The sequence below is a fragment of the Niallia sp. FSL R7-0271 genome (assembly GCF_038005785.1).
In the GTDB taxonomy this organism is placed as follows: domain Bacteria; phylum Bacillota; class Bacilli; order Bacillales; family Cytobacillaceae; genus Niallia.
On sequence record NZ_JBBOTZ010000003.1, the window covers coordinates 228,648 to 249,798 of the forward strand.

Here is a 21,151-nt window from a genome sequence, read left to right on the forward strand (position 1 = left end):
ACATTCAAATATTTACTTGAATAAAGAAGCGAAGTGTTTCATATTCTCTTATGTTTGAAGACGTAAGTATATCTGATTCACGTGTTACTTTATATCAGCTCTTAACAAAAGCGCGTGAGAGTAACCAAAAAATCATAACTTATTATGAATGAAGGGATGCATGTTTAATGGATAAAAACAAGAAAGGTGAGTATATACCTGCACTAAAATACCATTGGATGACTCGATTTTATGATCCATTAATTCAATGGGGAATACAGGAAAAGAAGTTCAAAACGCATTTAGTTAATCAAGCTACCCTCCAACCAAATGAAACGATAATGGATTTAGCTTGCGGTACAGGTACACTTGCACTTTTAATACAGCAATCACAACCTGGTGTGCAAGTAATTGGGGTTGATGCTGATCCTAAAATATTATCAATTGCTAAGGGGAAAATTAAAGAAACTCAAGTTAATAATATCACCTTTGAGGAAGGGTTTTCTGATAAACTGCCCTTTTCCAATAATCTATTTCATCACATATTTACAAGTTTATTTATTCATCATTTAACTCAAGAAATGAAAAAGAAAACATTTGAAGAAGTTTATCGGACACTCAGGTCTGGTGGCCAATTCCATATTATTGATTTTGAAAAGCCACAAAATTGGCTGATGCGTGTTGCATTTTTCTCTATTCAATTTTTAGATGGGTTTGAAACAACTTCAAATCATGTAAAAGGGATAATTCCTAATCTATTAAAAGAAACTGGATTTGTCTCAATTGAAGAAACTGGTCAATTTTCAACTATCACGGGCACACTAAGGGCATATAAAGCTTTTAAGCCATAAGCTTTTTGATTTTTTATCAGACTTCTTGCATTTTTAGTACATGTAATTTTTAAATGTCCATTTTACTGTAAATAGTATTGACCATAAAATTAAAACAGAGAGATAGGAATGACATACATGGAGAATATTTCACCTTTAAAAGCAGTTATGGATATCTGGAAGGTTAAACGAGGCAAACCAGAAGACATCCTCTCTAGGCAACAATCTCGTTTAACTGACCTTATTAGTTTTGCAAGATCAAACTCTCAATATTACGCACAAAAATACAGCCTGTTGCCTGAACGGATTTCAAGCTTACAGCAAATCCCACCAGTCACGAAATCAGAACTCATGGCCAATTTTAATGATTGGGTGACTGACCCAGAAGTAACCATCGAAAGTGTGAAAGAATTTGTGTCAGATATGTCATTAGTTGGACAACTTTATTTAGAACGCTATATGGTTTCGACCACTTCAGGGTCAACCGGGGTACCCGGAATCTTTATTCAGGATTAAAGTTCAGATACAATCATGAAAACATTGATGGCGATTCGCGGAACAACAAAATTGAAATGGAGTGACATATTGAAAGTGGCAGCAAAAGGCGGACGAAATGCGGCGGTATGTTCTACGGCTGGTCATTTTACGGCATTCAGCACAGCTGAACGTCTGCGTTTAAAAAATCCATCGAACGGAAAAATTAGAGCTTTTTCTATCCAATCCCCCCCTTTCCACGCTTGTAAAAGAATTGAATGAATATCAACCAGCCTTAATTGGGGGGTATGCAACAGCGATGGAAATTCTAGCAGAGGAACAAAAAGCAGGTCGGTTAAATATTCAGCCTGTTGCAATCCTTTTGGGGGGAGAAAAGTTATATCCAAATGTTCGTGCGAAACTAGAATCTGTTTTCCAAGCTCGCGTTCTAGATCTTTACGGCGGTACAGAAGCAACAGCCATGACTTTTGAATGTGAAGAAGGTCAGTTTCATGTAAATACCGATTGGATTATATTTGAACCGGTAGATGAATTTTACCAACCTGTGCCACCAGGAAAACAATCCCATTCGGTTTTAATTACAAATCTGGCCAACAGAATTCAGCCCCTTATTCGTTATGAACTAACTGACCGTGTCACCATGTTTTCGGAACCATGCAAATGCGGAAGACCATTCCCAGTAGTACAAGTTGAAGGGAGAACGGATGACATTTTAAAATTCTCTACCCCCAACGGTCAAATCATTCATATTCTGCCCATGGCTCTCAAAACAATTGTTGAGGAAATACCAGGAGTAATGCGTTTTCAACTGATTCAAACGGCACCGGATAAATTAACAGTACGTTTAGAAGTAGACGAGGGTAATCCTAGAGATCAGATTTGGGAAAATGTTAGAGAAGCCCTTTTAGATTACTTTGCTACCCAGGGACTAACTAACCTTTCAATAGAAAAATCGGAAGAATTGCCACAAAGGCACCTTAAAAGTGGAAAGTACCAGCATGTTTTGATTGATTATCTTAAATAAAACAAATATTAAATAACATTGACGTATATTCTGTACGCTAAGAGATTTCAAATTTGCTTAAAGTATTAAATTCACGTTTTTGCTCTGGACATATAAAGATAAGGCTAATTCACCTTAGTGTTGGAGAAATCAGTCTTATCTTTTCTATTTATTGTATTAGATCCCAAATAGTACATAAAATAAATATCATAAACATTATTACTTTTAATAATAAGCTTTTTTTGTACTACACGTAACAAAAACGAACATTTTTGTTACGTGTAGTGATGATCAACTTTTAGTCTAGCTAAATCGTTTAATGAGCGTAACAAAAATATGTAACAATATTATTCGTAACAATATTTATCACGAATGGATTTTGGTACAATATTTGATAGAGGAGAGGATGAACATGAAGTTTGGCTATATGCGTGTTTCTACATTTGATCAAAATTTGGATCGCCAAAAGAAACAACTTGAAGAATTTGGGTGTGATCGCATTTTCTTTGAAAAAATAACCGGTACGAAACGAGAGCGACCGGAGTTGAATCGTATGTTGGAATTTTTGCGAATGAACGATACGGTTGTTGTGACGGATCTGACTCGTCTATCCCGTTCTACGAAAGACCTTATTGAAATTACAGAACTCATCTCACAAAAGGGAGCGCATTTAAAAAGTTTAAAGGAATCCTGGCTTGATACAACAACAGCACATGGGAAAATGTTGTTTACTATCTTTGCAGGTATTGCTCAATTTGAGAGAGATTTAACTTCTGAACGGACAAAAGAAGGGATTCTGGCTGCAAGGAAACGAGGAAAATATCCTGGGAGACCGAAAACCGATGAGGAAAAGGTTAAGTATGCCTTGTATCTTATGGACCAAGGGTTGAGTCGTACTGATGCTGCCGAGAAGGCTGGTATTTCTCGCATGACTTTGTATCGTAAGATGCAAAATAACAATAAAATCGAGTAGCAACCATCGGACAAAGGAATTCTGTCGATCATTTCTCAGATTTACTTTGCCCCTGGTTGCACGAACGCTGGTACTGCCCCTAATAATAAAATACATTAAATTTTTCAAACTATATTTTTCCACTTAGCAAACCACTTTACAAATTAAATCATATATTATACAATTCAACTATTCAATCAATAAGTTGAATAGATTAGAGGTGATTATATGGAACCTAGAGAATTTAAAGATCTTGTTTACAGTCAATTTGCTCGAATTAGTAAAGCTCTATCTAGTCCTAAGCGCTTTGAGTTATTAGATTATTTATCTCAAGGACCAAAAACAGTGGAGAGGTTATCCAAAGAAGCAAAGATGTCTGTAGCAAATACATCAAAACACCTTCAGGCACTACTAGAGGCTAGATTAGTTAAATTTAGTAAGGATAAAAACTTTGTATTCTACTCTTTAACAGATGATAACGTAATTGAACTCCTGCATTCGATTAAAAATTTAGCCGAAATGCAGTTTAGTGATATTACACACGTAAGAAAAGGTTATATAGGAAGAGATGAAAGGATTAAAATGGTTCATCTTAAAGATATGTTGAAAGAGATACAAAATGGTGAGGCTGTTCTAATTGATGTTAGACCAGAAGATGAATATAAAAATCAACATATTACGGGAGCTCTATCGATACCTGTTGAAGATCTAGAGGAGCATATTTCTTCTCTTCCAAAAGATAAAAAAATAATTGCTTATTGTCGTGGACCTTATTGTGCTTTTGCAACACAAGCAGTAGAAACATTAAACTCCCTTGGATACGAAGCTTATCGCATGGAAGAAGGGGTTCATGAGTGGAAACAATCTGATTATATTCATTAATTTTAAGGAGGAATTAAAAATGTTATTTCGTCAATATTTACACACTAATCCAGTAGCAGCATCATATTTTTTTGGGTGTGGAAGTCAATCACAAGGAGTGGTGGTAGACCCACTAGAAGATCAAGTTGATTTTTATGTAGAAGAAGCTGAAAAGTTAGGCATGAATATTGTTTATGTAATTGATACACATCTTCATGCTGACCATGTATCAGGTGCAAGAAAATTAGCTGAGAAAACAGGTGCAAAATATGTCCTTCATTCTTCAGCAGAAACAAGCTTTAACTTTACTCCAGTAGAAGACGGGGATGAATTATTAGCTGGAAATACACTATTAAAGTTCTTGCATACCCCAGGTCATACACCAGAGCACATTTCTATCGTGGTTTCTGATAAACGTCGAGCTGATGAACCTTGGTTTGTCTTAACAGGTCATACGTTAATGGTTGGAGATGCAGGTAGAACTGAATTGGCTGTATCTATTGAAGAAGGGGCAAAAGATTTGTATCAAAGCTTAAAAAAGATCACTCAATTAGAAGACCATGTTGAAATTTATCCTGGAGCGTTTTCAGGATCAGTTTGTGGACGTGGTTTAAGTGGGAAACCTTCTTCAACCATTGGATTTGAAAAACGTCACAATGAAGCAATGAGATTTGATAACGAGAAGGAATTTGTTGATTTTATGACAACGAACGTATCACCACAACCAGAAGGTTTTAAAGAGATGAGAAAAACAAATCAAGGAAAATAATAAAGTGGAGAACCTCTATTTGGTTCTCCCTTTTTGGAGGTGAATGGTTTGAGTAAAGTACAAATTGGAATTAAAGAAAATTTAATAAATTTCATACTTCTAGTTGTTACGAACTTCTTTGTTGGTTCAATGGTTGGTTTAGAAAGAACCATTCTCCCGATTATTGGTGAAGAAGATTTTGGTTTGGCATCGGCTAGTGCGGCATTATCTTTTATTATTAGTTTTGGATTTTCAAAGGCTATTGTGAATTATTTTGCAGGTGCTATCGCAGACCGATTAGGAAGAAAGAAAGTCCTTCTTATCGGTTGGAGTATCGGCTTATTAGTTCCTTTGCTGGTTATATTTGCGACCTCATGGTGGATGATTGTAGTTGCAAATATTTTCTTAGGTATCAACCAAGGATTATCTTGGTCCATGACCGTAAATATGAAAATTGATTTATCGAAACCTACTCAAAGAGGTTTTGCTGTAGGGTTAAATGAATTTGCAGGGTATATAGGAGTAGCTGTAATGGCTGGTGTCTCTGGTTTTGTTGCAACAAATTTTTCTAACCGCCCCGAACCATTTTATTTAGGTATTATTATTGTGGTAATCGGTTTTATCTTATCATTACTTGTAAGAGATACAGAAGAACATATAAAGCTTCAAACAAAATCATCCAATAATGGTCCGACTTTATCTGCAAAAGAAGTGTTCAAAATAACTACGTTTAAGAATAAAAGTTTATCTAGCATCACTTTTGCAGGATTAAGCACAAACCTTAAAGATGGTATGGCTTGGGGACTCTTCCCATTATTCTTTACAGGTGTTGGCTTAACCGTATCAGAAATTGGAGTGTTAGTTGCGATTTATCCAGCTTCATGGGGATTTTTCCAACTGTTTACCGGAGCGTTAAGTGATAAGATCGGACGAAAGTGGTTCATTGTTGGTGGAATGTGGCTTCAAGCTCTTTCTCTGTGGATGATTTTATTTGTAAACGAATATAGCCTATGGTTCATAGCAGCTATTCTTCTAGGACTAGGAACCGCAATGGTATATCCAACCTTACAAGCTTCAATTAGTGATATAGCACAACCAGAATGGAGAGCCTCATCAATGGGAGTTTATCGTTTTTGGAGAGATAGTGGATATGCATTTGGAGCATTATTTGCAGGATTTATTGCAGATATGCTTAATATTAGTTGGGCAATTGGTTTAGTTGCTCTATTACCTCTAATTGCAGGAATCATAACAGCAGTTCGAATGAATGAAACATTAATAAGGTAGGAACAGAGTATTGAATCAATATAAAAGATTTATTGAAAAATCCTACTCAATGTACGACAAAGACCAAACTTAAGGCTTGTAGTATCTTATTACTCATTTTATAATTAATATATACCATTACGGGTATACGTATATAATGGAAGGGGGGATGATTCTGTCTCATCGAACTGATCCAAATAGAGCATATAGGCTCTTTGATCCAAAGAGAAAAAAGCTTATAACACCCAATAAGGCATTGGAATTATTAGAACTTGAAGAGTTTGAAAATGTCGCTGATCTAGGTGCGGGTAACGGCTATTTTACACTTTCACTAACGAAAAAATCTAAGATGGTTTATGCTGTAGATATTGAACCCAGGATGTTGAAATTATTAATGGAACGTGCAGAAAAGGAGAACATAAGTAATATCAGGTATGTTGAAAGTAATCTTGAGGATATAAAATTGGAAAAGAATATTGTAGATAGATAAAGCGTTAATAGCTTTTGTCATACATGAAGTGCCTGATATAAAAGCTGCACTCGGAGAAATTCGTAGGATTATAAAGCCAGGTGGAATGTTTGTATTGTTAGAATGGGAAGCGGTGGAATCAGAGATAGGACCTTCAATAGAACAGAAAGTACCGTCTATAACCATGAAAAAGTTATTAGAACAAAACGGCTTTCATCCAAAACTTGTGCATTTAAATCAATCAATTTATGCAATAATTGCTAAAAACATTAAATTTTAAGGAGGATAAAAAATGTTTGACTATACCGTTGAAACAAAAAAGAGTATTAATGAAGCAGTAACAAGTTTAGAAACTAATTTGAAAGAAGAGAAGTTTGGCGTTTTGTGGATGTTTGATATCAAAGACAAACTTCAAGAGAAGGGACTAGATTTTAATCAGGAATATAAGGTCTTAGAAGTCTGTAATCCACATGAAGCTCAGAGAGTTTTAAATGAAAACTTATTAGTGGGGTATTTTTTACCATGTAAAATTGTTGTTTACAGTGACAATGGGCAAACTAAGATAGGGATGCCTAGACCAACAGCACTTATTAAGCTTGTGAATAATGATGAAATCATAAAGCTTGCAAAAGATATTGAGGATCGTTTAATTAATTGTATTAATAAAAGTATATAGAAACTGTGAATTTGCCAGTCAAGAAATAAATATTTTATAACTACTTTGAAAAAAACGGGCGACGATAAAAAACTATCGCCGTCCTTTTTTTTATTTTTCGTTTACTATTTTATTTATCGTATCTATCATTTCAGGACTTTGAAATATTTCTATCATGCCATCTTGCATTTCCGGTACTGCCATCATGTCCAGCATACATATTTGGGCTTATGCCACCAGAGTACATCATATGATCGATGCCACCATATCCGGCAAGAAGGAGTAAGGCTAAAACGGCAACGACACGTTGATTTGTTTTTATTTTCATTTGTTTTCCTCCTTGTTTAGACATTCACTTTTACTGCTTTCCCGAATAAATGTCTTTTATAGCCCTAAGGTTAATCCACCTAATATTTCAAACAAAATTAAACTCCACCTAAAACTCCACCTACTATTATTATTTTTTTATTCATTTTAATCACTCCAGTTCAACTTTATACCCCTGTTAGTATTGTGATATTAACATTACTAAAATCAATTAGTGTGATAAAAGTTACAATTAGAAGCTTATTTTGGATTTATATGGACGTGGCAAATAAACATATTTAACCGATAAAAGAGAATTCTAAGTATGACTTGTATTACTTCAACATAAGGAGTGACGAAATGAATACTAAGTCAAAAGTTGCTGAGATTTTACCAAAAGAAGTATCTGAAAAAGTAAGGCAAGGAAAAGCACAAAGTATTATCGATGTTCGTGAACATGAAGAAGTTGCACAAGGGAGAATCCCAGGTGCTTACCATATTCCTTTAGGAGAGCTTGAAAATCGATTACATGAAATTGACAAAGACAAGGAGCATTTTATGGTATGCCAATCGGGGAATCGGAGTGGAATGGCTGCTGAATTTTTGCAAGATAAGGGGTATAAAGTGAAAAATATGGTTGGTGGAATGCTTAATTGGGAAGATGAAGTCGAAAAACCGTAACCCAAGAAGGAGGAATCTCAATGGAAGTTACAGTTAATAGGGTGTTAGATGCAAAGGGACTGGCTTGCCCGATGCCAATTGTAAAAACAAAAAAAGAAATGAACACCCTTGAACCAGGTGAAGTGATGGAAATTCAAGCTACCGATAAAGGTTCAACAGCTGATTTAAAGGCTTGGGCTTCTAGTACCGGTCATCAGTATTTAGGAACTGTAGAAGAGGGAGAGACCTTAAAACATTATCTTCGAAAAGTTCGTTCAGAAGAAGAAAAACCTGAAGCAAAACATCCGGATGTGGTTCATTTAGATGAATTATTAAAGAAATTAGATGGAAATGAAAAAATAACTGTTTTAGATGTGAGAGAACCGGCTGAATATGCATTCGGTCATGTACCGGGTGCTATTAATATCCCACTTGGTGAATTAGAAAATCGGTTTGAGGAACTTAACAATGTAGACAATCTACATGTCATTTGTAGAACGGGTAGTCGTAGTGATTTTGCTGCACAAAAGTTAACCGAAAAAGGCTTTAACAACGTTAAAAATGTAGTTCCTGGAATGAAAGACTGGACAGGACCTATCGATAAAAATCATTAAACAAGGAGGAATAATAATGAAAGTAGCTATCATTGCCTCAAACGGTGGGATGTTTGATGCCTATAAAGTATTCAATATTGCAACGGCTGCAGCTGCTACTGATGCTGAAGTGGGAATCTTTTTTACATTTGAAGGCTTAAATCTCATTCATAAAGAAGGTCATAAAAATTTGCCAATGCCTACAGGAACAGAACATTATCAAGAAGGATTTAAAAAAGCGAATGTTCCACCAGTTGAAGAGCTTGTTGCAATGGCGAGTGAGATGGGTGTGAAAATGATTGCGTGCCAAATGACAATGGATGTTATGAGTTTAGAAAAAGAGCATTTTGTAGAAGGGATTGATGTTGGCGGTGCAGTTACCTTTTTAGCGTTTGCTAAAGATGCTGACGTAACGCTAACGTTCTAAAGGAGTGAAGAATGATGAATAAGAATGTTACTGTCTATACCACAAACACTTGTCCCTATTGTGTAATGGTAAAAAACTTTTTAAATGAGCAAGGTGTCGCATTTAAAGAAGTAAATGTGCAAGAAGATCCTGCAGCAGGAGATAAATTGGTTGAAACAACAGGTCAGATGGGAGTCCCTCAAATTGAAATTAGTGGTGAGTGGGTTTTAGGGTATGATCCGGAAACGATTACTCAACTTTTAGAAAAGTAAAAGGAGGAGACACATGGGAACAACAACAGCTCTGAAAACAATATCTGTTAAAGATTTAGCCCAGAAAGTCATTAATCATGAAGACCTTTTCATCCTTGATACCCGTAATACCAGCGATTTTGACGATTGGAAAATAGAAGGGCGCAATATAGAGGTAATCAATTCTCCTTACGTTGAATTATTAGAAGGAGTCGATTCAATATTAGATAAACTACCAAAGAGCAAAGAAATTTATGTCATTTGTGCTAAAGGTGGTGCATCAGAATTTGTCGCCGAACAAATAATGGAACAGGGGTTTACAGATGTTTACTCAGTAGAAGGCGGAATGAAGGCTTGGAGTGAACACCTTGAGCCAATAAAGATTGGTGATTTGAAAAATGGAGGAAGCATCTTTCAATTTGTACGGATTGGAAAAGGCTGCCTTTCCTATTTAATTGAGTCTGACGGAAAAGGGGCAATAATTGATACTAACAGAATGTTGTCTCCATATGAAGAGATGATAAAGGAACATAATATTACGTTAACACACGTTTTAGATACTCATTTGCATGCTGACCATATTTCTGGTGGTAGAGAACTTGCTGAAAAACATGGTGCAACCTATTATTTACCACCAAAGGATGCTAAAGAAGTCACATTTAACTACTCACAAATTAATGACGGCGATGAATACAAGGTTGGACAGACAACCATAAAAGCCATTTACTCTCCTGGGCATACCATTGGTAGTACATCTTTTGTCGTTGATGATCAATATTTGTTAACAGGTGACATTTTATTTATTGATTCCATTGGTCGCCCTGATCTAGCTGGTAAAGCTGAAGACTGGGTAGGAGATTTAAGAAATACCCTTTATCAACGTTACAAAGAGCTAGCTGATAATCTTCTAGTCTTACCTGCCCATTACATGGGAATTAACGAAATGAATGATGATGGAAGTATTTCAGAAAAACTTGGTGTACTTTATCAACAAAATCATGGATTAAATATTAATGATGAAGCTGAATTCAGAAAAACGGTGACAGAAAATCTTCCGCCACAGCCGAATTCATACCAAGAAATTCGTGAGACAAATATGGGTAAAATCAAACCAGAAGAAGAACAACAAAGGGAAATGGAAATTGGACCAAATCGCTGTGCAGTGAGATAGGAGGAAAAGAGATGGAAGCAACAAAAGTATTAGATGCAAAAGGGCTAGCTTGTCCAATGCCAATTGTAAAAACAAAAAAGGAAATGGATTCATTAAGTTCAGGAGAGATCCTTGAGATTCATGCAACAGATAAAGGGGCAAAAAATGACTTGACTGCATGGGCACAATCGGGTGGACACGAATTGCTAAAAGATGAAGAAGAAAATGGTGTTTATAAGTTCTGGTTAAAAAAAGGATAGAATTTAGGGGAAGGTACCTTTAAACGGTTACCCTCCCCCTTTGATTGGAGGAAAAAGAAAGTGGATATTGGATTTATCGTGGTTATATTCCTTATCGGTTTTATTGGATCCTTCATATCCGGAATGGTAGGAATTGGTGGATCGATTATTAAATATCCCATGCTTTTATACATTCCACCACTGTTTGGATTAGCTGCATTTAGTGCACATGAGGTATCTGGAATTAGCGCCGTACAAGTTTTTTTCGCCACAATAGGGGGAGTATGGGCTTATAGAAAAGGAGGGTACTTGAATAAAACGTTAATTATATACATGGGTGTTGCCATATTAATTGGTAGTTTTATTGGTGGATATGGCTCAAAGCTCATGACCGAAAGTGGAATTAACATTGTATATGGAATTCTAGCTTTAATCGCCGTTGTGATGATGTTCTTACCTAAAAAAGGAATCGATGAGATCCCACATGATCAGGTGAAGTTTAATAAATGGCTCGCAGCTGTTCTTGCATTAATTGTTGGGGTGGGTGCGGGAATTGTTGGTGCTGCTGGTGCGTTCATTTTAGTTCCTATCATGCTCGTAGTGCTGAAAATTCCAACTAGAATGACGATAGCGACCTCTTTAGCTATTACGTTTATCTCGTCTATTGGTGCAACTGTTGGGAAAATTACAACAGGTCAAGTCGAATATTATCCAGCGTTAATCATGGTTGTAGCAAGCCTAATCGCTTCGCCACTTGGTGCTAATTTTGGTAAAAAAATAAATACCAAAATCCTACAATGGATTTTGGCATTACTCATATTAGCTACTTCAATTAAAATTTGGTCTGATATTTTATTTTAAGAGACCTTATTACTTTCAACGTATGTCTCAAGTGCAGGATGATATTCCTTTTGAAAATGATTATCTGGACATGATTTGATTACAATTGAGAGTAATGAGTTCGTTTTATCGCTGACTAAATTTTTATTACAAGTAGGGCATTTTTCATTGAAAAAAGATTTGAAAAAACGTTTCATATTAGGTTCCTCCTATACCCATTAATTCCTATTGTTATACTAGGTATTGTAGAAGATTTATTTAAAAAACTCAATGGGTTTATATACCAATCAACGAGAGGATGGGAATGTATGAGAGATCTATTTCCACCAACTACGACTAAAGTAAAGTTAAACACAGATGATAGAATCAATAATGATATAGAACGAAAAACTGCACATAATATCAACAATTACTACGGGAAAACTGAAAAAGAAATAGATAAACGTATTAAAGAATTAAATTATGAATGGGATACCGAAAGAGTTTTAGAACTTAACTTTGCATCAATTGTATTGATATCATCTTTACTTGGATTATTAAGCAATAAAAAATGGATGGCATTGTCAGGAATAACAAGTGTATTTATGATCCAACATTCTTTACAGGGGTGGTGTCCTCCATTACCACTGATAAGGAGACTTGGCGTTAGGACTGCAACAGAAATATTTGAAGAGAAGGAAGCATTAAAGAAGATACTAAATAAAAGCTGATATTGGGTTATTTTTTATAGAACACTCGTGACTTTATGAGTGTTCTTTTATTATGAAAACAGAATCAAAATCCTTCTTCATCACCTATTGTTTAAAAGTAATGGTTGAATGGACAAAATAATTAAATATGAACATATAGGAGGGAAATGGATGAATATTATTAAAAACTCAAAACAAAAGTTTATTTTTGCGAATCGCAATTTATTTGGTGGCTTTTTATTTGGGCTTGGTCTTGTAGCTTTTATTGATGAAACGGTTTTTCATCAACTACTACACTGGCATCACTTCTATGATAAATCAACAACTGATATTGGACTAGTTTCGGATGGTCTGTTTCATGCTTTTAGTTGGTTTGCGACCATCTTTTCAGCTTTTATGTTTGCAGACCTTCGCCGCAGAAATGCTTTTTGGCTTGCAAGATGGTGGGGAGGAATATTGCTTGGGGCTGGAGGCTTTAATTTGTATGATGGTATCATCCAACACAAGTTCATGAGAATACATCAGATTCGTTACAATGTAGAAATACTTCCTTACGACTTAGTGTGGAATTTAGTTGCTGTAGCACTCATTATTGTTGGGGTGATTCTCGTATTTCGCACAAGAAAGCAATTATCCCAAGGGGAGGAAATTCTTAGTGGATCACAATCACATTGATAGTTCCGGTTATAGTTATTTAGATTATTTCTTCATTTTGGTATTTGTGTTAATGATTATTCTTTATATAATGGGAGTTGTTTTATCCAATCGAAAGCATAAAAAATGGTCGCCATACCGAACGTTATCTTGGCTTTTAGGGGTTCTGTTTGTAGCACTTGCTGTAGTGGGACCGGTAGCTGAACAAGCCCATATGGATCTTAAAATACACATGCTAGGTCATTTATTTCTTGGGATGTTAGGACCTCTACTTATTGCGCTTTCTGCACCGATGACGCTTTTTTTAAGAACTCTGTCTGTGAAATTAGCACGACGGTTTACACAGATATTAAAAAGTTACCCGGTCCGCATTGTAAGTGATCCTTTTATCGCATCGCTTCTAAATATTGGAGGACTATGGGTACTCTATACAACGGACTTATACGCACAAATGCACGGGAATTTATATCTTTATGTCTTTATACACGTTCATGTATTCATAGCAGGATACCTTTTTACAGTATCCATGATCTATATTGATCCAGTTGCCCATAGAACAAGTTTCCTCTATCGTTCTATTGTTTTAATAATCGCCTCAGGCATCCACGGTATTCTATCAAAGTATATTTATGCCCATCCCCCAAAGAGTGTACCAATTTCCCAAGCCGAGATGGGTGGAGTGCTAATGTATTATGGTGGAGATGTGATCGATATATTTCTAATCTTCATTTTTTGTTATCAATGGTATATATCCACAAATAAAAGAAGGGTATCTGATACATCAAAATTATTCTTACAAAGTTAAAAAGAAATAAATTTAAAGGTATTGACAATATACCCTAATGGGTATAATATAAACGTTGTAAGACATTCCTTTTTTTATTAGTAAAGGAGACAGCATATGATAGTTGCTATAATAATGAGTGCCATTATTGTTGCTCTTTTTAAAAGACATTTTCCCGTTTTTAGGGTTGAAAATATAACTAATCACGTTGATATGGGAACATCAATAGTCGTAGATGTAAGAGATTATATTGAGTCTCATAACAGCCCAATAGAAAGAGCCATCAATGTTCCAGTGGCATACCTTAATAGGTTTTATTCAGAAATCCCAAAAAGTGACTTGATTGTAGTGGCATCAAACCGCCTTGAAAGGAATCTAGCGATTCGTTTCTTACGCAAAAGAGATTTTAAGGTCGTTGGCTATTTAATTACAAATCAAACACAAACAGTATTAAAGGAAAATCAATTAAATAAAGAAAGTTATTGTTAAGGGGGAAAACAGATGGAATACAACGACCAAATGAAAAACAGAGTAAAGCGCATTGAAGGACAACTTAGAGGAATTTTGAGAATGATGGAAGAAAATAAAGACTGCAAAGATGTTATTACTCAGTTGTCTGCAGCAAGAACAGCGATTGATCGGACGATTGGAGTTGTCGTCAGTTCAAATTTAGTGGAATGTGTTCGTAACGCCGAAGAAATTGGTGAGAAAAATACAGAAGAACTATTAAAAGAAGCTGTCAATCTGCTTGTAAGAAGTAGATAGAAATAAAGGGGTTGACACTCTCTTTTATTTTTAATAATATTATACCCATAGGGGTAAAGGTAAAAGGAAAATTTTTTATACAGAAAAATACCCTAATGGGTAAACAACAAGAGGAGGAACAAACATGACAGAAACAAAAAAAACAACAATCGTATTATTTAGTGGTGATTATGATAAAGCAATGGCTGCTTATATTATTGCAAACGGGGCAGCTGCCTATGATCATGAAGTAACTATTTTCCACACATTTTGGGGATTAAATGCTCTACGTAAGGATGAAGATATTGAAGTGAAAAAAGGTTTCATGGAAAAGATGTTTGGCAAAATGATGCCAAGAGGTGCTGAAAAAATGGGTCTGTCAAAAATGCACTTTGCAGGTTTCGGTCCTAAAATGATTAAAGATGTAATGAAAAAGCATAATGCAATGCCACTTTCAGACTTAATTGAAATGGCAAAAGAACAAGATGTTAAGCTCGTTGCTTGTACGATGACAATGGATTTATTAGGACTTCAAAAAGAAGAACTTTTAGATAATATCGAGTATGCAGGTGTAGCTGCATATTTAGCTGATGCAGAAGATGGAAATGTAAACCTATTTATCTAAACACGTTAGGGGGATTATCCCCTACATAAAAGGAGGGAGTAAGTTTGGAATATCTAAATTATTTAATCATTGGACTCTTTCTGTTATTTATCATTAAACGAATCATCCCGGCTAAAGGTGTTAGACAGATTTCAACAACAGATTTAAAGAATGAATTAAAAGATAGGAATAAACAATTTGTTGATGTACGTACTCCTGGGGAGTTTAAGGGAAGAAACATTAAAGGATTTAAAAATCTCCCACTCCAACAACTTGCGCAAAAAGCGGAGAAGGAACTATCAAAAGACAAAGAAGTAGTTGTTATTTGTCAAAGTGGAATGAGAAGTCAAAATGCTACTAAAATATTAAAAAAATTAGGATTTACGAACGTGACAAATGTAAAAGGTGGTATGAGTGCCTGGAGATAAAAAGGAGGAGAGAAAATGAAACAACTAACAGCAAAAGAAGTGGAAACATCGTTAGTAGAAGGTCAACCATTAAACTTGATTGATGTTCGTGAAGTGGATGAAGTTGAAACTGGGAAAATCCCAGGAGCGATCCACATTCCACTAGGGTTATTAGAATTCCGTATGCATGAATTAGATAAGTCTCAAGACTATATCATGGTTTGTCGTTCTGGTGCACGTAGTGGTCGCGCCTGTCAATTTCTTGAAAGTCATGGGTTTAAGGTAACCAACATGACAGGCGGAATGCTTGCGTGGGAAGGCGAAACAAAATAAGGTGATTTTTTTTAGAAGTCAATATACTCGTAAGGGTAATAAACAGGAGGTTTTTATATTATGAATTCATTAAAAACAGATCTTTTATTAGATGCAAAGGGCCTAGCTTGCCCAATGCCTATCGTCAAAACAAAAAAGGCAATGAATGAGTTACAATCTGGTCAAGTCTTAGAGGTTCAAGCAACAGATAAAGGGTCAAAAGCTGACCTTGAAGCATGGGCAAAAAGCGCTGGACATCAGTATCTAGGCACAATTGAACAAGGAGATGTGTTAAAGCATTACCTTAGAAAATCTTCCAATGATGGAACAATTGAAAGAAAACATCCTAACATCACAAGCAATGAAGAGTTGGAGAAAAAACTAGATGTTAACGAGAATATTGTTGTTCTCGATGTTAGAGAAGCAGCGGAGTACGCATTCAACCATATTCCAAACGCCATCTCTATTCCGTTAGGAGAGTTAGAGGATCGTCTTTCAGAGCTTAATACAGCTGATGAGATTTATGTGGTGTGTCGAACTGGAAACCGTAGTGATCTCGCAGCTCAAAAATTAGCTGAAAAAGGTTTTGCAAATGTGATTAATGTTGTGCCAGGGATGAGTGCTTGGTCAGGCAAAACCAATAGTTTAAATAAATAAGGAGGGGAAATTTGATATGAGCACAGTAACGGTATACACAACCACACGCTGTCCGTATTGTGTTATGCTAAAGAACTTTTTGGCAGATCAAACTATACCTTTTAAAGAGGTAAATGTTGAAGAAAACCCAGAGATTATGAACCAACTAGTCGCAAAGACCGGACAACTGGGTGTGCCTCAAACAGAGGTAAATGGCAAGTGGGTTGTTGGTTATGATCCAAATAATATAATGCTAGCATTAAGAAACTAGGAGGAATTAAGAATGAGTAAAGTAGCAATTATAGCAAGTAATGGTGGATTATTTGATGCATATAAAGTTTTTAATATCGCAACAGCTGCAGCAGCATCTGATCAGGAAGTTGCCATATTCTTTACATTTGAAGGATTAAACTTAATTCATAAAGAGGCATACACACAACTACCAATGCCAGAGGGGAAAGAGCATTTTGCTGAAGGGTTTGCAAAAGCAAACGTACCAGCTATACCTGAGTTAGTGGCAATGGCACAAGAAATGGGTGTCAAATTCATTGGTTGCCAAATGACAATGGATGTGATGGGATTAGAAAAGGAAGCATTTGTGGATGGAATTGAAGTGGGTGGAGCTGTAACCTTTTTAGAATTTGCAAAAGATGCAGATGTAACTCTTACGTTTTAATAAAAATTAATTATTTTTTTGAATTTAAATATACCATAGGGGGTAAAATGATATGACTGTAAAGGCTATGACTTCAAAAGAAGTAACAAAAAAAGTATTTAATAAAGAACCATTATTTATTCTAGACGTTCGTAATGAAAGTGACTTTCAAGATTGGAAAATTGAAGGAGAAAACTTCGACTATTATAATATTCCGTATTTCGAGTTACTGGATGGAGTGGAAGGAATCTTAGATAAAATCCCGGCTAATCAAGAAGTTTTAGTCGTTTGTGCAAAAGAAGGATCTTCATTAATGGTGGCAGAGATGTTATCAGAACAAGGATTAACGGCTTCTTACCTGCAAGGTGGGATGAAAGCGTGGAGTGAGTACTTAGAGCCTGTGAAGGTCGGGGACTTAAACGATGGAGGTGAAGTGTATCAGTTCGTTCGTATCGGTAAGGGCTGCCTATCTTACATGGTCGTCTCAAATGGGGAAGCAGCTATCATCGATGCAACTCGTATGACTGATATTTATCTTGATTTTGCAAAAGAAATTGGTGCAAAAATTACGCATGTATTTGATACGCATCTTCATGCTGACCACATTTCTGGTGGAAGAGTCATTGCTGAGAGAACAGGTGCTACGTATTGGTTACCACCAAAGGATGCAACAGAAGTCACATTTGAGTATAAGCCTTTAGAAGATGGAAATGTGGTAACAATCGGAAATACTGCCATCGATATTCATGCCCTGTATTCTCCAGGTCACACAATTGGTTCTACATCGTTTGTTGTGGATTCTCAGTTCTTATTATCAGGTGATATCCTATTCATCGATTCAATCGGCAGACCAGACTTAGCTGGGATGGCAGAAGACTGGGTAGCAGATTTAAGAGAAAGTTTGTACATCCGTTACAGAGAGCTTTCAGAAGAACTAGTTGTTCTACCAGCGCACTTTATGATCATTGATGAATTGAATGACGATGGTAGTGTATCAGAAAAATTAGGGACACTATTTGCAAAAAATCATGGTCTAAACATCGAGGACGAAAATGAATTCAGAAAATTAGTAACAGAAAACCTACCACCACAACCAAATGCGTATCAAGAAATTCGTGAAACTAACATGGGGAAAATTAACCCAGATGATGAAAAACAACGTGAAATGGAAATTGGACCAAACCGTTGTGCGGTTCGATAAAAACTTATTTTAGGAGGAATAACGAAATGGAAGCAACTAAAGTATTAGACGCAAAAGGATTAGCATGTCCAATGCCAATTGTAAAAACAAAAAAGGCAATCAATGAATTAGCATCAGGTGAAATTCTAGAAATTCATGCTACTGATAAAGGTGCTAAAAACGACCTAACAGCTTGGGCAAAATCTGGTGGTCATGAACTAATTAAGCATGAAGAAGAAAATGATGTATTTAAATTTTGGATTAAAAAAGGTTAAAAAATAAGGGGAGCCTATGTAGGGTTCCCTTTTTTCAAAAGGAGGTAACACCATGGATTTTGGATTCATCATTACGATTTTCTTAATAGGATTTATTGGATCATATGTTTCAGGAATGTTAGGAATCGGCGGGTCTATTATTAAATACCCAATGTTATTATATATTCCACCGTTATTTGGCTTAGCAGCATTTACTGCACATGAAGTTTCAGGCATAAGTGCGATTCAAGTATTCTTTGCAACTATTGGTGGAGTTTGGGCTTACCGAAAAGGTGGATATTTAAATAAAACGTTAATTATGTATATGGGTGCTAGTATTTTAGTGGGTAGTTTTGTTGGAGGATTTGGATCAAAGTTAATGTCTGAAGGAGGCATTAATTTAATTTATGGGATATTAGCCTTAATTGCAGCAGTGATGATGTTTATTCCGAAAAAGGGAATAGACGACATTCCATTAGATCAGGTGAAATTTAACAAATGGCTTGCAGCACTATTAGCCCTTATTGTAGGGGTGGGGGCTGGGATCGTTGGAGCAGCAGGAGCCTTTTTATTAGTGCCAATCATGTTAGTGGTATTAAAAATTCCAACAAGAATGACGATCGCTTCTTCTCTAGCGATTACGTTTATTTCATCAATCGGAGCGACAGTAGGTAAAATTACGACCGGACAAATTGACTACTTCCCAGCTTTTATTATGATCGTTGCAAGTTTAATTGCTTCCCCATTGGGTGCAATGGCTGGAAAAAAAGTAAATACCAAAGTGTTGCAAGTCATTTTAGCGTTATTAATTGGAGCTACTGCCGTTAAGATTTGGTTAGATATTTTGTAAAAACAGGGGAAAATAAAGTGTATTCATAGTAGGTTTGAAAGAAGGGGTTATAATGACGAACAAGAAATTTGTTTATTTTGTATCGTTAAGCTCAAATGTTCCCTATGTGTTGAAGAAATCAATCGAAATGGTTGAACAAAAAAATGAAGTCGCCATATTTTTTGATCTTGATGGAGCGCGTGTTTTAGATAAACGTTATTTAAAAAGAATGACGAGAACACATGGAGTAGATCTATCCTTACTTTTTAACTTGGCTTTAAATGCGGGAATTAAATTGTATGGTTGTCAAATGAATGTGTTAATTGCTGATGGTTTGGAATTAATAGAAGGGGCAGAACTCGCGGGCGTTGTTACCTTTTTAGAAACAGCCTACCAAGCTGATGCTGTTTTAAGTTTTTAAGAGGGGGACTAAACATGAATACGAAAAAAGTTGTCGTTTTAGCACTTCATGATGAATTAGAGTCTGCTTACCCACCTTTAAATGTTGCTGTTGGAGCTGCTTCATCCGGGGCTGATGTGATCTTAGCCTTCTCACGAAAAGGAGTAAACATTTTAGATCAAAAATACATTCCTATTCCATCGGATGGAATTGAATACTTGTCTAATGCTCTAGCTGATTTTAACGCACCTTCAATTAACGATTTACTTGAGATAGCTGTTGAATCTGGCGTTAAATTTTATGTGGTGGACTTAGATATAAAGGACCATACGCAATTTAAGTACCCAGCTGAGCAAGTCCCCATTAAATGGGTTTTAAATGAGGCAGTTTCAGCGGATTTGTTTGTACATTTTTAAATATTGAGGAGGAATAACGTTGATTAAAATTACAGATGCTGCGATATCAAAAATAAAACAAGAAGTTAAAGATGTAAAAAAACCATTTATTCGTCTTGCAATGGGCATTGGTTGAGGGGGACCTCAGCTTCGTCTGGCTCTGGAAGAGTCAGCTTTAGAAAATGATGAGATTATTGAACAAGATGGCATAAGTTTTTTAGTACATGAAACAAGTAAACCATATTTTAATAATGTCAAAATTGATTATACCAAGACCATATTGGGTGGCGGGCAATTTATTGTCCTTACACTATAAGTACATCTGAAAGCAGGAGTTTCCTTGAAGATTAAAACAATAGCATTATATCTACCCCTTGTCATTTTAGTATTATATTTTGGCTATACCCAGTTTGAAAATAATAGCATTAAAACAATTTCAATTAATGAGTTGGAGCAAAAATTACAGGATCCCAAATCAAGTAACATAATCTTTGTTGATGTGCGTGAACCCCATGAATATGAAGCAGGTCATATTAAAGGGATGAAAAACATTCCACTAAGCACATTAAAATCCGATTATAAAGGTCTTTCTAAAGATGCGGAAATCGTTCTATTGTGCAGAAGTGGGAAACGAAGTCTTCAAGCTGCAAACATTTTAAAAGACTATGGTTATGGTAATGTTGTAAGTGTAAGTGGCGGTATTCAAGAATGGCAGGGAGAAATTATAAAATAAGTAATGGAGTAGGCTGATAATATGAATAAAGATCATAACAACTGTGGCAAAGGTAGTTGAGGAATTCCTAACAAAAAATCACGGTCATTTTTCCCACCCATATGACCAGGGATTTTAGTCTGGCTCCTGGTAGGAGTCATCGTCTTGTTTCAAAGAATCTTTTAAGAAGAGG

General features: G+C 35.8%; 37 protein-coding genes. 35 read left to right on the plus strand and 2 right to left on the minus strand.

The window, feature by feature from the left end; translation table 11 throughout:
- Positions 1-167 precede the first annotated feature (167 nt).
- The 11 genes from MKX82_RS28455 (at position 168) to MKX82_RS28505 (ending at position 7,279) form a co-directional block, all read left to right on the plus strand.
- Complete coding sequence (locus MKX82_RS28455; protein ID WP_275009322.1) at positions 168-830, plus strand: class I SAM-dependent methyltransferase; 663 nt, start codon at positions 168-170, stop codon at positions 828-830.
- 117 nt (positions 831-947) lie between these two features.
- Complete coding sequence (locus MKX82_RS28460; protein WP_275009323.1) at positions 948-1,325, plus strand: hypothetical protein; 378 nt, start codon at positions 948-950, stop codon at positions 1,323-1,325.
- 15 nt (positions 1,326-1,340) lie between these two features.
- The gene (locus MKX82_RS28465; RefSeq protein WP_275009324.1) at positions 1,341-1,565 is read left to right on the plus strand and encodes a hypothetical protein; all 225 of its coding nucleotides are present in this window, start codon (positions 1,341-1,343) and stop codon (positions 1,563-1,565) included.
- Between the two features lie 37 nt (positions 1,566-1,602).
- A complete protein-coding gene (locus tag MKX82_RS28470; RefSeq protein WP_275009325.1) occupies positions 1,603-2,328 on the plus strand; it encodes a phenylacetate--CoA ligase family protein in 726 nt (241 codons plus the stop codon).
- Between the two features lie 391 nt (positions 2,329-2,719).
- The gene (locus MKX82_RS28475) at positions 2,720-3,280 is read left to right on the plus strand and encodes a recombinase family protein (RefSeq protein ID WP_275009326.1); all 561 of its coding nucleotides are present in this window, start codon (positions 2,720-2,722) and stop codon (positions 3,278-3,280) included.
- Between the two features lie 207 nt (positions 3,281-3,487).
- Complete coding sequence (locus MKX82_RS28480; RefSeq protein ID WP_016204421.1) at positions 3,488-4,141, plus strand: ArsR/SmtB family transcription factor; 654 nt, start codon at positions 3,488-3,490, stop codon at positions 4,139-4,141.
- A 19-nt stretch (positions 4,142-4,160) separates the two neighbouring features.
- Positions 4,161-4,889 carry an MBL fold metallo-hydrolase gene (locus MKX82_RS28485; RefSeq protein WP_275009327.1) on the plus strand — a complete coding sequence of 243 codons (729 nt, stop codon included), beginning with the start codon at positions 4,161-4,163 and terminating at the stop codon, positions 4,887-4,889.
- A 48-nt stretch (positions 4,890-4,937) separates the two neighbouring features.
- A complete protein-coding gene (locus MKX82_RS28490) occupies positions 4,938-6,155 on the plus strand; it encodes an MFS transporter (protein ID WP_016204419.1) in 1,218 nt (405 codons plus the stop codon).
- Positions 6,156-6,390: 235 nt separating this feature from the next.
- Positions 6,391-6,624, plus strand: a complete 234-nt coding sequence (locus MKX82_RS28495; RefSeq protein ID WP_251628545.1) for a class I SAM-dependent methyltransferase — start codon at positions 6,391-6,393, stop codon at positions 6,622-6,624.
- Between the two features lie 28 nt (positions 6,625-6,652).
- Positions 6,653-6,883: a class I SAM-dependent methyltransferase gene (locus MKX82_RS28500; protein ID WP_157888625.1), complete on the plus strand. Its 231-nt coding sequence runs from the start codon at positions 6,653-6,655 to the stop codon at positions 6,881-6,883.
- 12 nt (positions 6,884-6,895) lie between these two features.
- The gene (locus MKX82_RS28505) at positions 6,896-7,279 is read left to right on the plus strand and encodes a DUF302 domain-containing protein (RefSeq protein ID WP_019380820.1); all 384 of its coding nucleotides are present in this window, start codon (positions 6,896-6,898) and stop codon (positions 7,277-7,279) included.
- A 130-nt stretch (positions 7,280-7,409) separates the two neighbouring features.
- Here MKX82_RS28505 and MKX82_RS28510 read toward each other — a convergent pair whose 3' ends face one another.
- The gene (locus MKX82_RS28510) at positions 7,410-7,586 is read right to left on the minus strand and encodes a hypothetical protein (protein ID WP_019380821.1); all 177 of its coding nucleotides are present in this window, start codon (positions 7,584-7,586) and stop codon (positions 7,410-7,412) included.
- Between the two features lie 338 nt (positions 7,587-7,924).
- On the opposite strand from MKX82_RS28510, the gene MKX82_RS28515 reads away from it, so the two are divergent.
- The 7 genes from MKX82_RS28515 to MKX82_RS28545 are packed head-to-tail and all read left to right on the plus strand — an operon-like array spanning position 7,925 to position 11,724.
- Positions 7,925-8,245, plus strand: coding sequence for a rhodanese-like domain-containing protein (locus MKX82_RS28515; RefSeq protein ID WP_016204414.1), 321 nt, complete (start codon positions 7,925-7,927; stop codon positions 8,243-8,245).
- A 20-nt stretch (positions 8,246-8,265) separates the two neighbouring features.
- Positions 8,266-8,838, plus strand: coding sequence for a sulfurtransferase TusA family protein (locus tag MKX82_RS28520; RefSeq protein ID WP_016204413.1), 573 nt, complete (start codon positions 8,266-8,268; stop codon positions 8,836-8,838).
- A 16-nt stretch (positions 8,839-8,854) separates the two neighbouring features.
- The gene (locus tag MKX82_RS28525) at positions 8,855-9,244 is read left to right on the plus strand and encodes a DsrE/DsrF/DrsH-like family protein (RefSeq protein WP_016204412.1); all 390 of its coding nucleotides are present in this window, start codon (positions 8,855-8,857) and stop codon (positions 9,242-9,244) included.
- Positions 9,245-9,258: 14 nt separating this feature from the next.
- Positions 9,259-9,495, plus strand: a complete 237-nt coding sequence (locus tag MKX82_RS28530) for a glutaredoxin family protein (protein ID WP_016204411.1) — start codon at positions 9,259-9,261, stop codon at positions 9,493-9,495.
- A gap of 13 nt (positions 9,496-9,508) precedes the next feature.
- The gene (locus tag MKX82_RS28535; protein ID WP_016204410.1) at positions 9,509-10,645 is read left to right on the plus strand and encodes an MBL fold metallo-hydrolase; all 1,137 of its coding nucleotides are present in this window, start codon (positions 9,509-9,511) and stop codon (positions 10,643-10,645) included.
- An 11-nt stretch (positions 10,646-10,656) separates the two neighbouring features.
- Positions 10,657-10,884, plus strand: coding sequence for a sulfurtransferase TusA family protein (locus MKX82_RS28540; protein WP_016204409.1), 228 nt, complete (start codon positions 10,657-10,659; stop codon positions 10,882-10,884).
- A gap of 60 nt (positions 10,885-10,944) precedes the next feature.
- Positions 10,945-11,724, plus strand: coding sequence for a sulfite exporter TauE/SafE family protein (locus MKX82_RS28545; protein ID WP_019380822.1), 780 nt, complete (start codon positions 10,945-10,947; stop codon positions 11,722-11,724).
- On the opposite strand, the gene MKX82_RS28550 is transcribed toward MKX82_RS28545, so the two are convergent.
- Positions 11,721-11,900 (minus strand): hypothetical protein, encoded by a 180-nt coding sequence (locus MKX82_RS28550; RefSeq protein WP_016204406.1) that lies wholly within the window; start codon positions 11,898-11,900, stop codon positions 11,721-11,723. The two genes, MKX82_RS28545 and MKX82_RS28550, sit on opposite strands and share 4 nt — an antisense overlap.
- 111 nt (positions 11,901-12,011) lie before the next feature.
- Here MKX82_RS28550 and MKX82_RS28555 point away from each other — a divergent pair, with 111 nt between their 5' ends.
- The 17 genes from MKX82_RS28555 (at position 12,012) to MKX82_RS28635 (ending at position 20,979) form a co-directional block, all read left to right on the plus strand.
- Positions 12,012-12,413, plus strand: coding sequence for a DUF2892 domain-containing protein (locus tag MKX82_RS28555; protein WP_016204405.1), 402 nt, complete (start codon positions 12,012-12,014; stop codon positions 12,411-12,413).
- A gap of 150 nt (positions 12,414-12,563) precedes the next feature.
- On the plus strand, positions 12,564-13,067 hold the full coding sequence (locus tag MKX82_RS28560; RefSeq protein WP_016204404.1) for a DUF2243 domain-containing protein: 504 nt from the start codon (positions 12,564-12,566) through the stop codon (positions 13,065-13,067).
- Positions 13,048-13,851, plus strand: a complete 804-nt coding sequence (locus MKX82_RS28565; RefSeq protein ID WP_019380825.1) for a cytochrome c oxidase assembly protein — start codon at positions 13,048-13,050, stop codon at positions 13,849-13,851. Before MKX82_RS28560 ends, MKX82_RS28565 begins: the two co-directional genes overlap by 20 nt.
- 96 nt (positions 13,852-13,947) lie before the next feature.
- Positions 13,948-14,319 carry a rhodanese-like domain-containing protein gene (locus MKX82_RS28570; protein ID WP_016204402.1) on the plus strand — a complete coding sequence of 124 codons (372 nt, stop codon included), beginning with the start codon at positions 13,948-13,950 and terminating at the stop codon, positions 14,317-14,319.
- Between the two features lie 12 nt (positions 14,320-14,331).
- A complete protein-coding gene (locus MKX82_RS28575) occupies positions 14,332-14,595 on the plus strand; it encodes a metal-sensitive transcriptional regulator (RefSeq protein WP_016204401.1) in 264 nt (87 codons plus the stop codon).
- A 124-nt stretch (positions 14,596-14,719) separates the two neighbouring features.
- Complete coding sequence (locus MKX82_RS28580) at positions 14,720-15,199, plus strand: DsrE/DsrF/DrsH-like family protein (protein WP_016204400.1); 480 nt, start codon at positions 14,720-14,722, stop codon at positions 15,197-15,199.
- A 44-nt stretch (positions 15,200-15,243) separates the two neighbouring features.
- Positions 15,244-15,606, plus strand: a complete 363-nt coding sequence (locus MKX82_RS28585; RefSeq protein ID WP_016204399.1) for a rhodanese-like domain-containing protein — start codon at positions 15,244-15,246, stop codon at positions 15,604-15,606.
- A 15-nt stretch (positions 15,607-15,621) separates the two neighbouring features.
- Positions 15,622-15,918, plus strand: a complete 297-nt coding sequence (locus tag MKX82_RS28590; protein ID WP_016204398.1) for a rhodanese-like domain-containing protein — start codon at positions 15,622-15,624, stop codon at positions 15,916-15,918.
- A 60-nt stretch (positions 15,919-15,978) separates the two neighbouring features.
- Entirely contained in the window at positions 15,979-16,554 is a 576-nt protein-coding gene (locus MKX82_RS28595) for a sulfurtransferase TusA family protein (protein WP_016204397.1), read from the plus strand.
- 16 nt (positions 16,555-16,570) lie between these two features.
- Positions 16,571-16,804: a glutaredoxin family protein gene (locus MKX82_RS28600; protein ID WP_016204396.1), complete on the plus strand. Its 234-nt coding sequence runs from the start codon at positions 16,571-16,573 to the stop codon at positions 16,802-16,804.
- Between the two features lie 12 nt (positions 16,805-16,816).
- The gene (locus tag MKX82_RS28605) at positions 16,817-17,209 is read left to right on the plus strand and encodes a DsrE/DsrF/DrsH-like family protein (RefSeq protein ID WP_016204395.1); all 393 of its coding nucleotides are present in this window, start codon (positions 16,817-16,819) and stop codon (positions 17,207-17,209) included.
- Between the two features lie 52 nt (positions 17,210-17,261).
- Complete coding sequence (locus tag MKX82_RS28610) at positions 17,262-18,389, plus strand: MBL fold metallo-hydrolase (protein ID WP_016204394.1); 1,128 nt, start codon at positions 17,262-17,264, stop codon at positions 18,387-18,389.
- Positions 18,390-18,415: 26 nt separating this feature from the next.
- Entirely contained in the window at positions 18,416-18,643 is a 228-nt protein-coding gene (locus tag MKX82_RS28615) for a sulfurtransferase TusA family protein (protein WP_016204393.1), read from the plus strand.
- Between the two features lie 52 nt (positions 18,644-18,695).
- A complete protein-coding gene (locus MKX82_RS28620; protein ID WP_016204392.1) occupies positions 18,696-19,472 on the plus strand; it encodes a sulfite exporter TauE/SafE family protein in 777 nt (258 codons plus the stop codon).
- Between the two features lie 52 nt (positions 19,473-19,524).
- Entirely contained in the window at positions 19,525-19,872 is a 348-nt protein-coding gene (locus MKX82_RS28625) for a DsrE/DsrF/DrsH-like family protein (RefSeq protein ID WP_016204391.1), read from the plus strand.
- Between the two features lie 14 nt (positions 19,873-19,886).
- Complete coding sequence (locus tag MKX82_RS28630) at positions 19,887-20,267, plus strand: peroxiredoxin family protein (RefSeq protein ID WP_016204390.1); 381 nt, start codon at positions 19,887-19,889, stop codon at positions 20,265-20,267.
- Positions 20,268-20,586: 319 nt separating this feature from the next.
- Positions 20,587-20,979: a rhodanese-like domain-containing protein gene (locus tag MKX82_RS28635; protein ID WP_019380827.1), complete on the plus strand. Its 393-nt coding sequence runs from the start codon at positions 20,587-20,589 to the stop codon at positions 20,977-20,979.
- Positions 20,980-21,151: the final 172 nt, after the last annotated feature.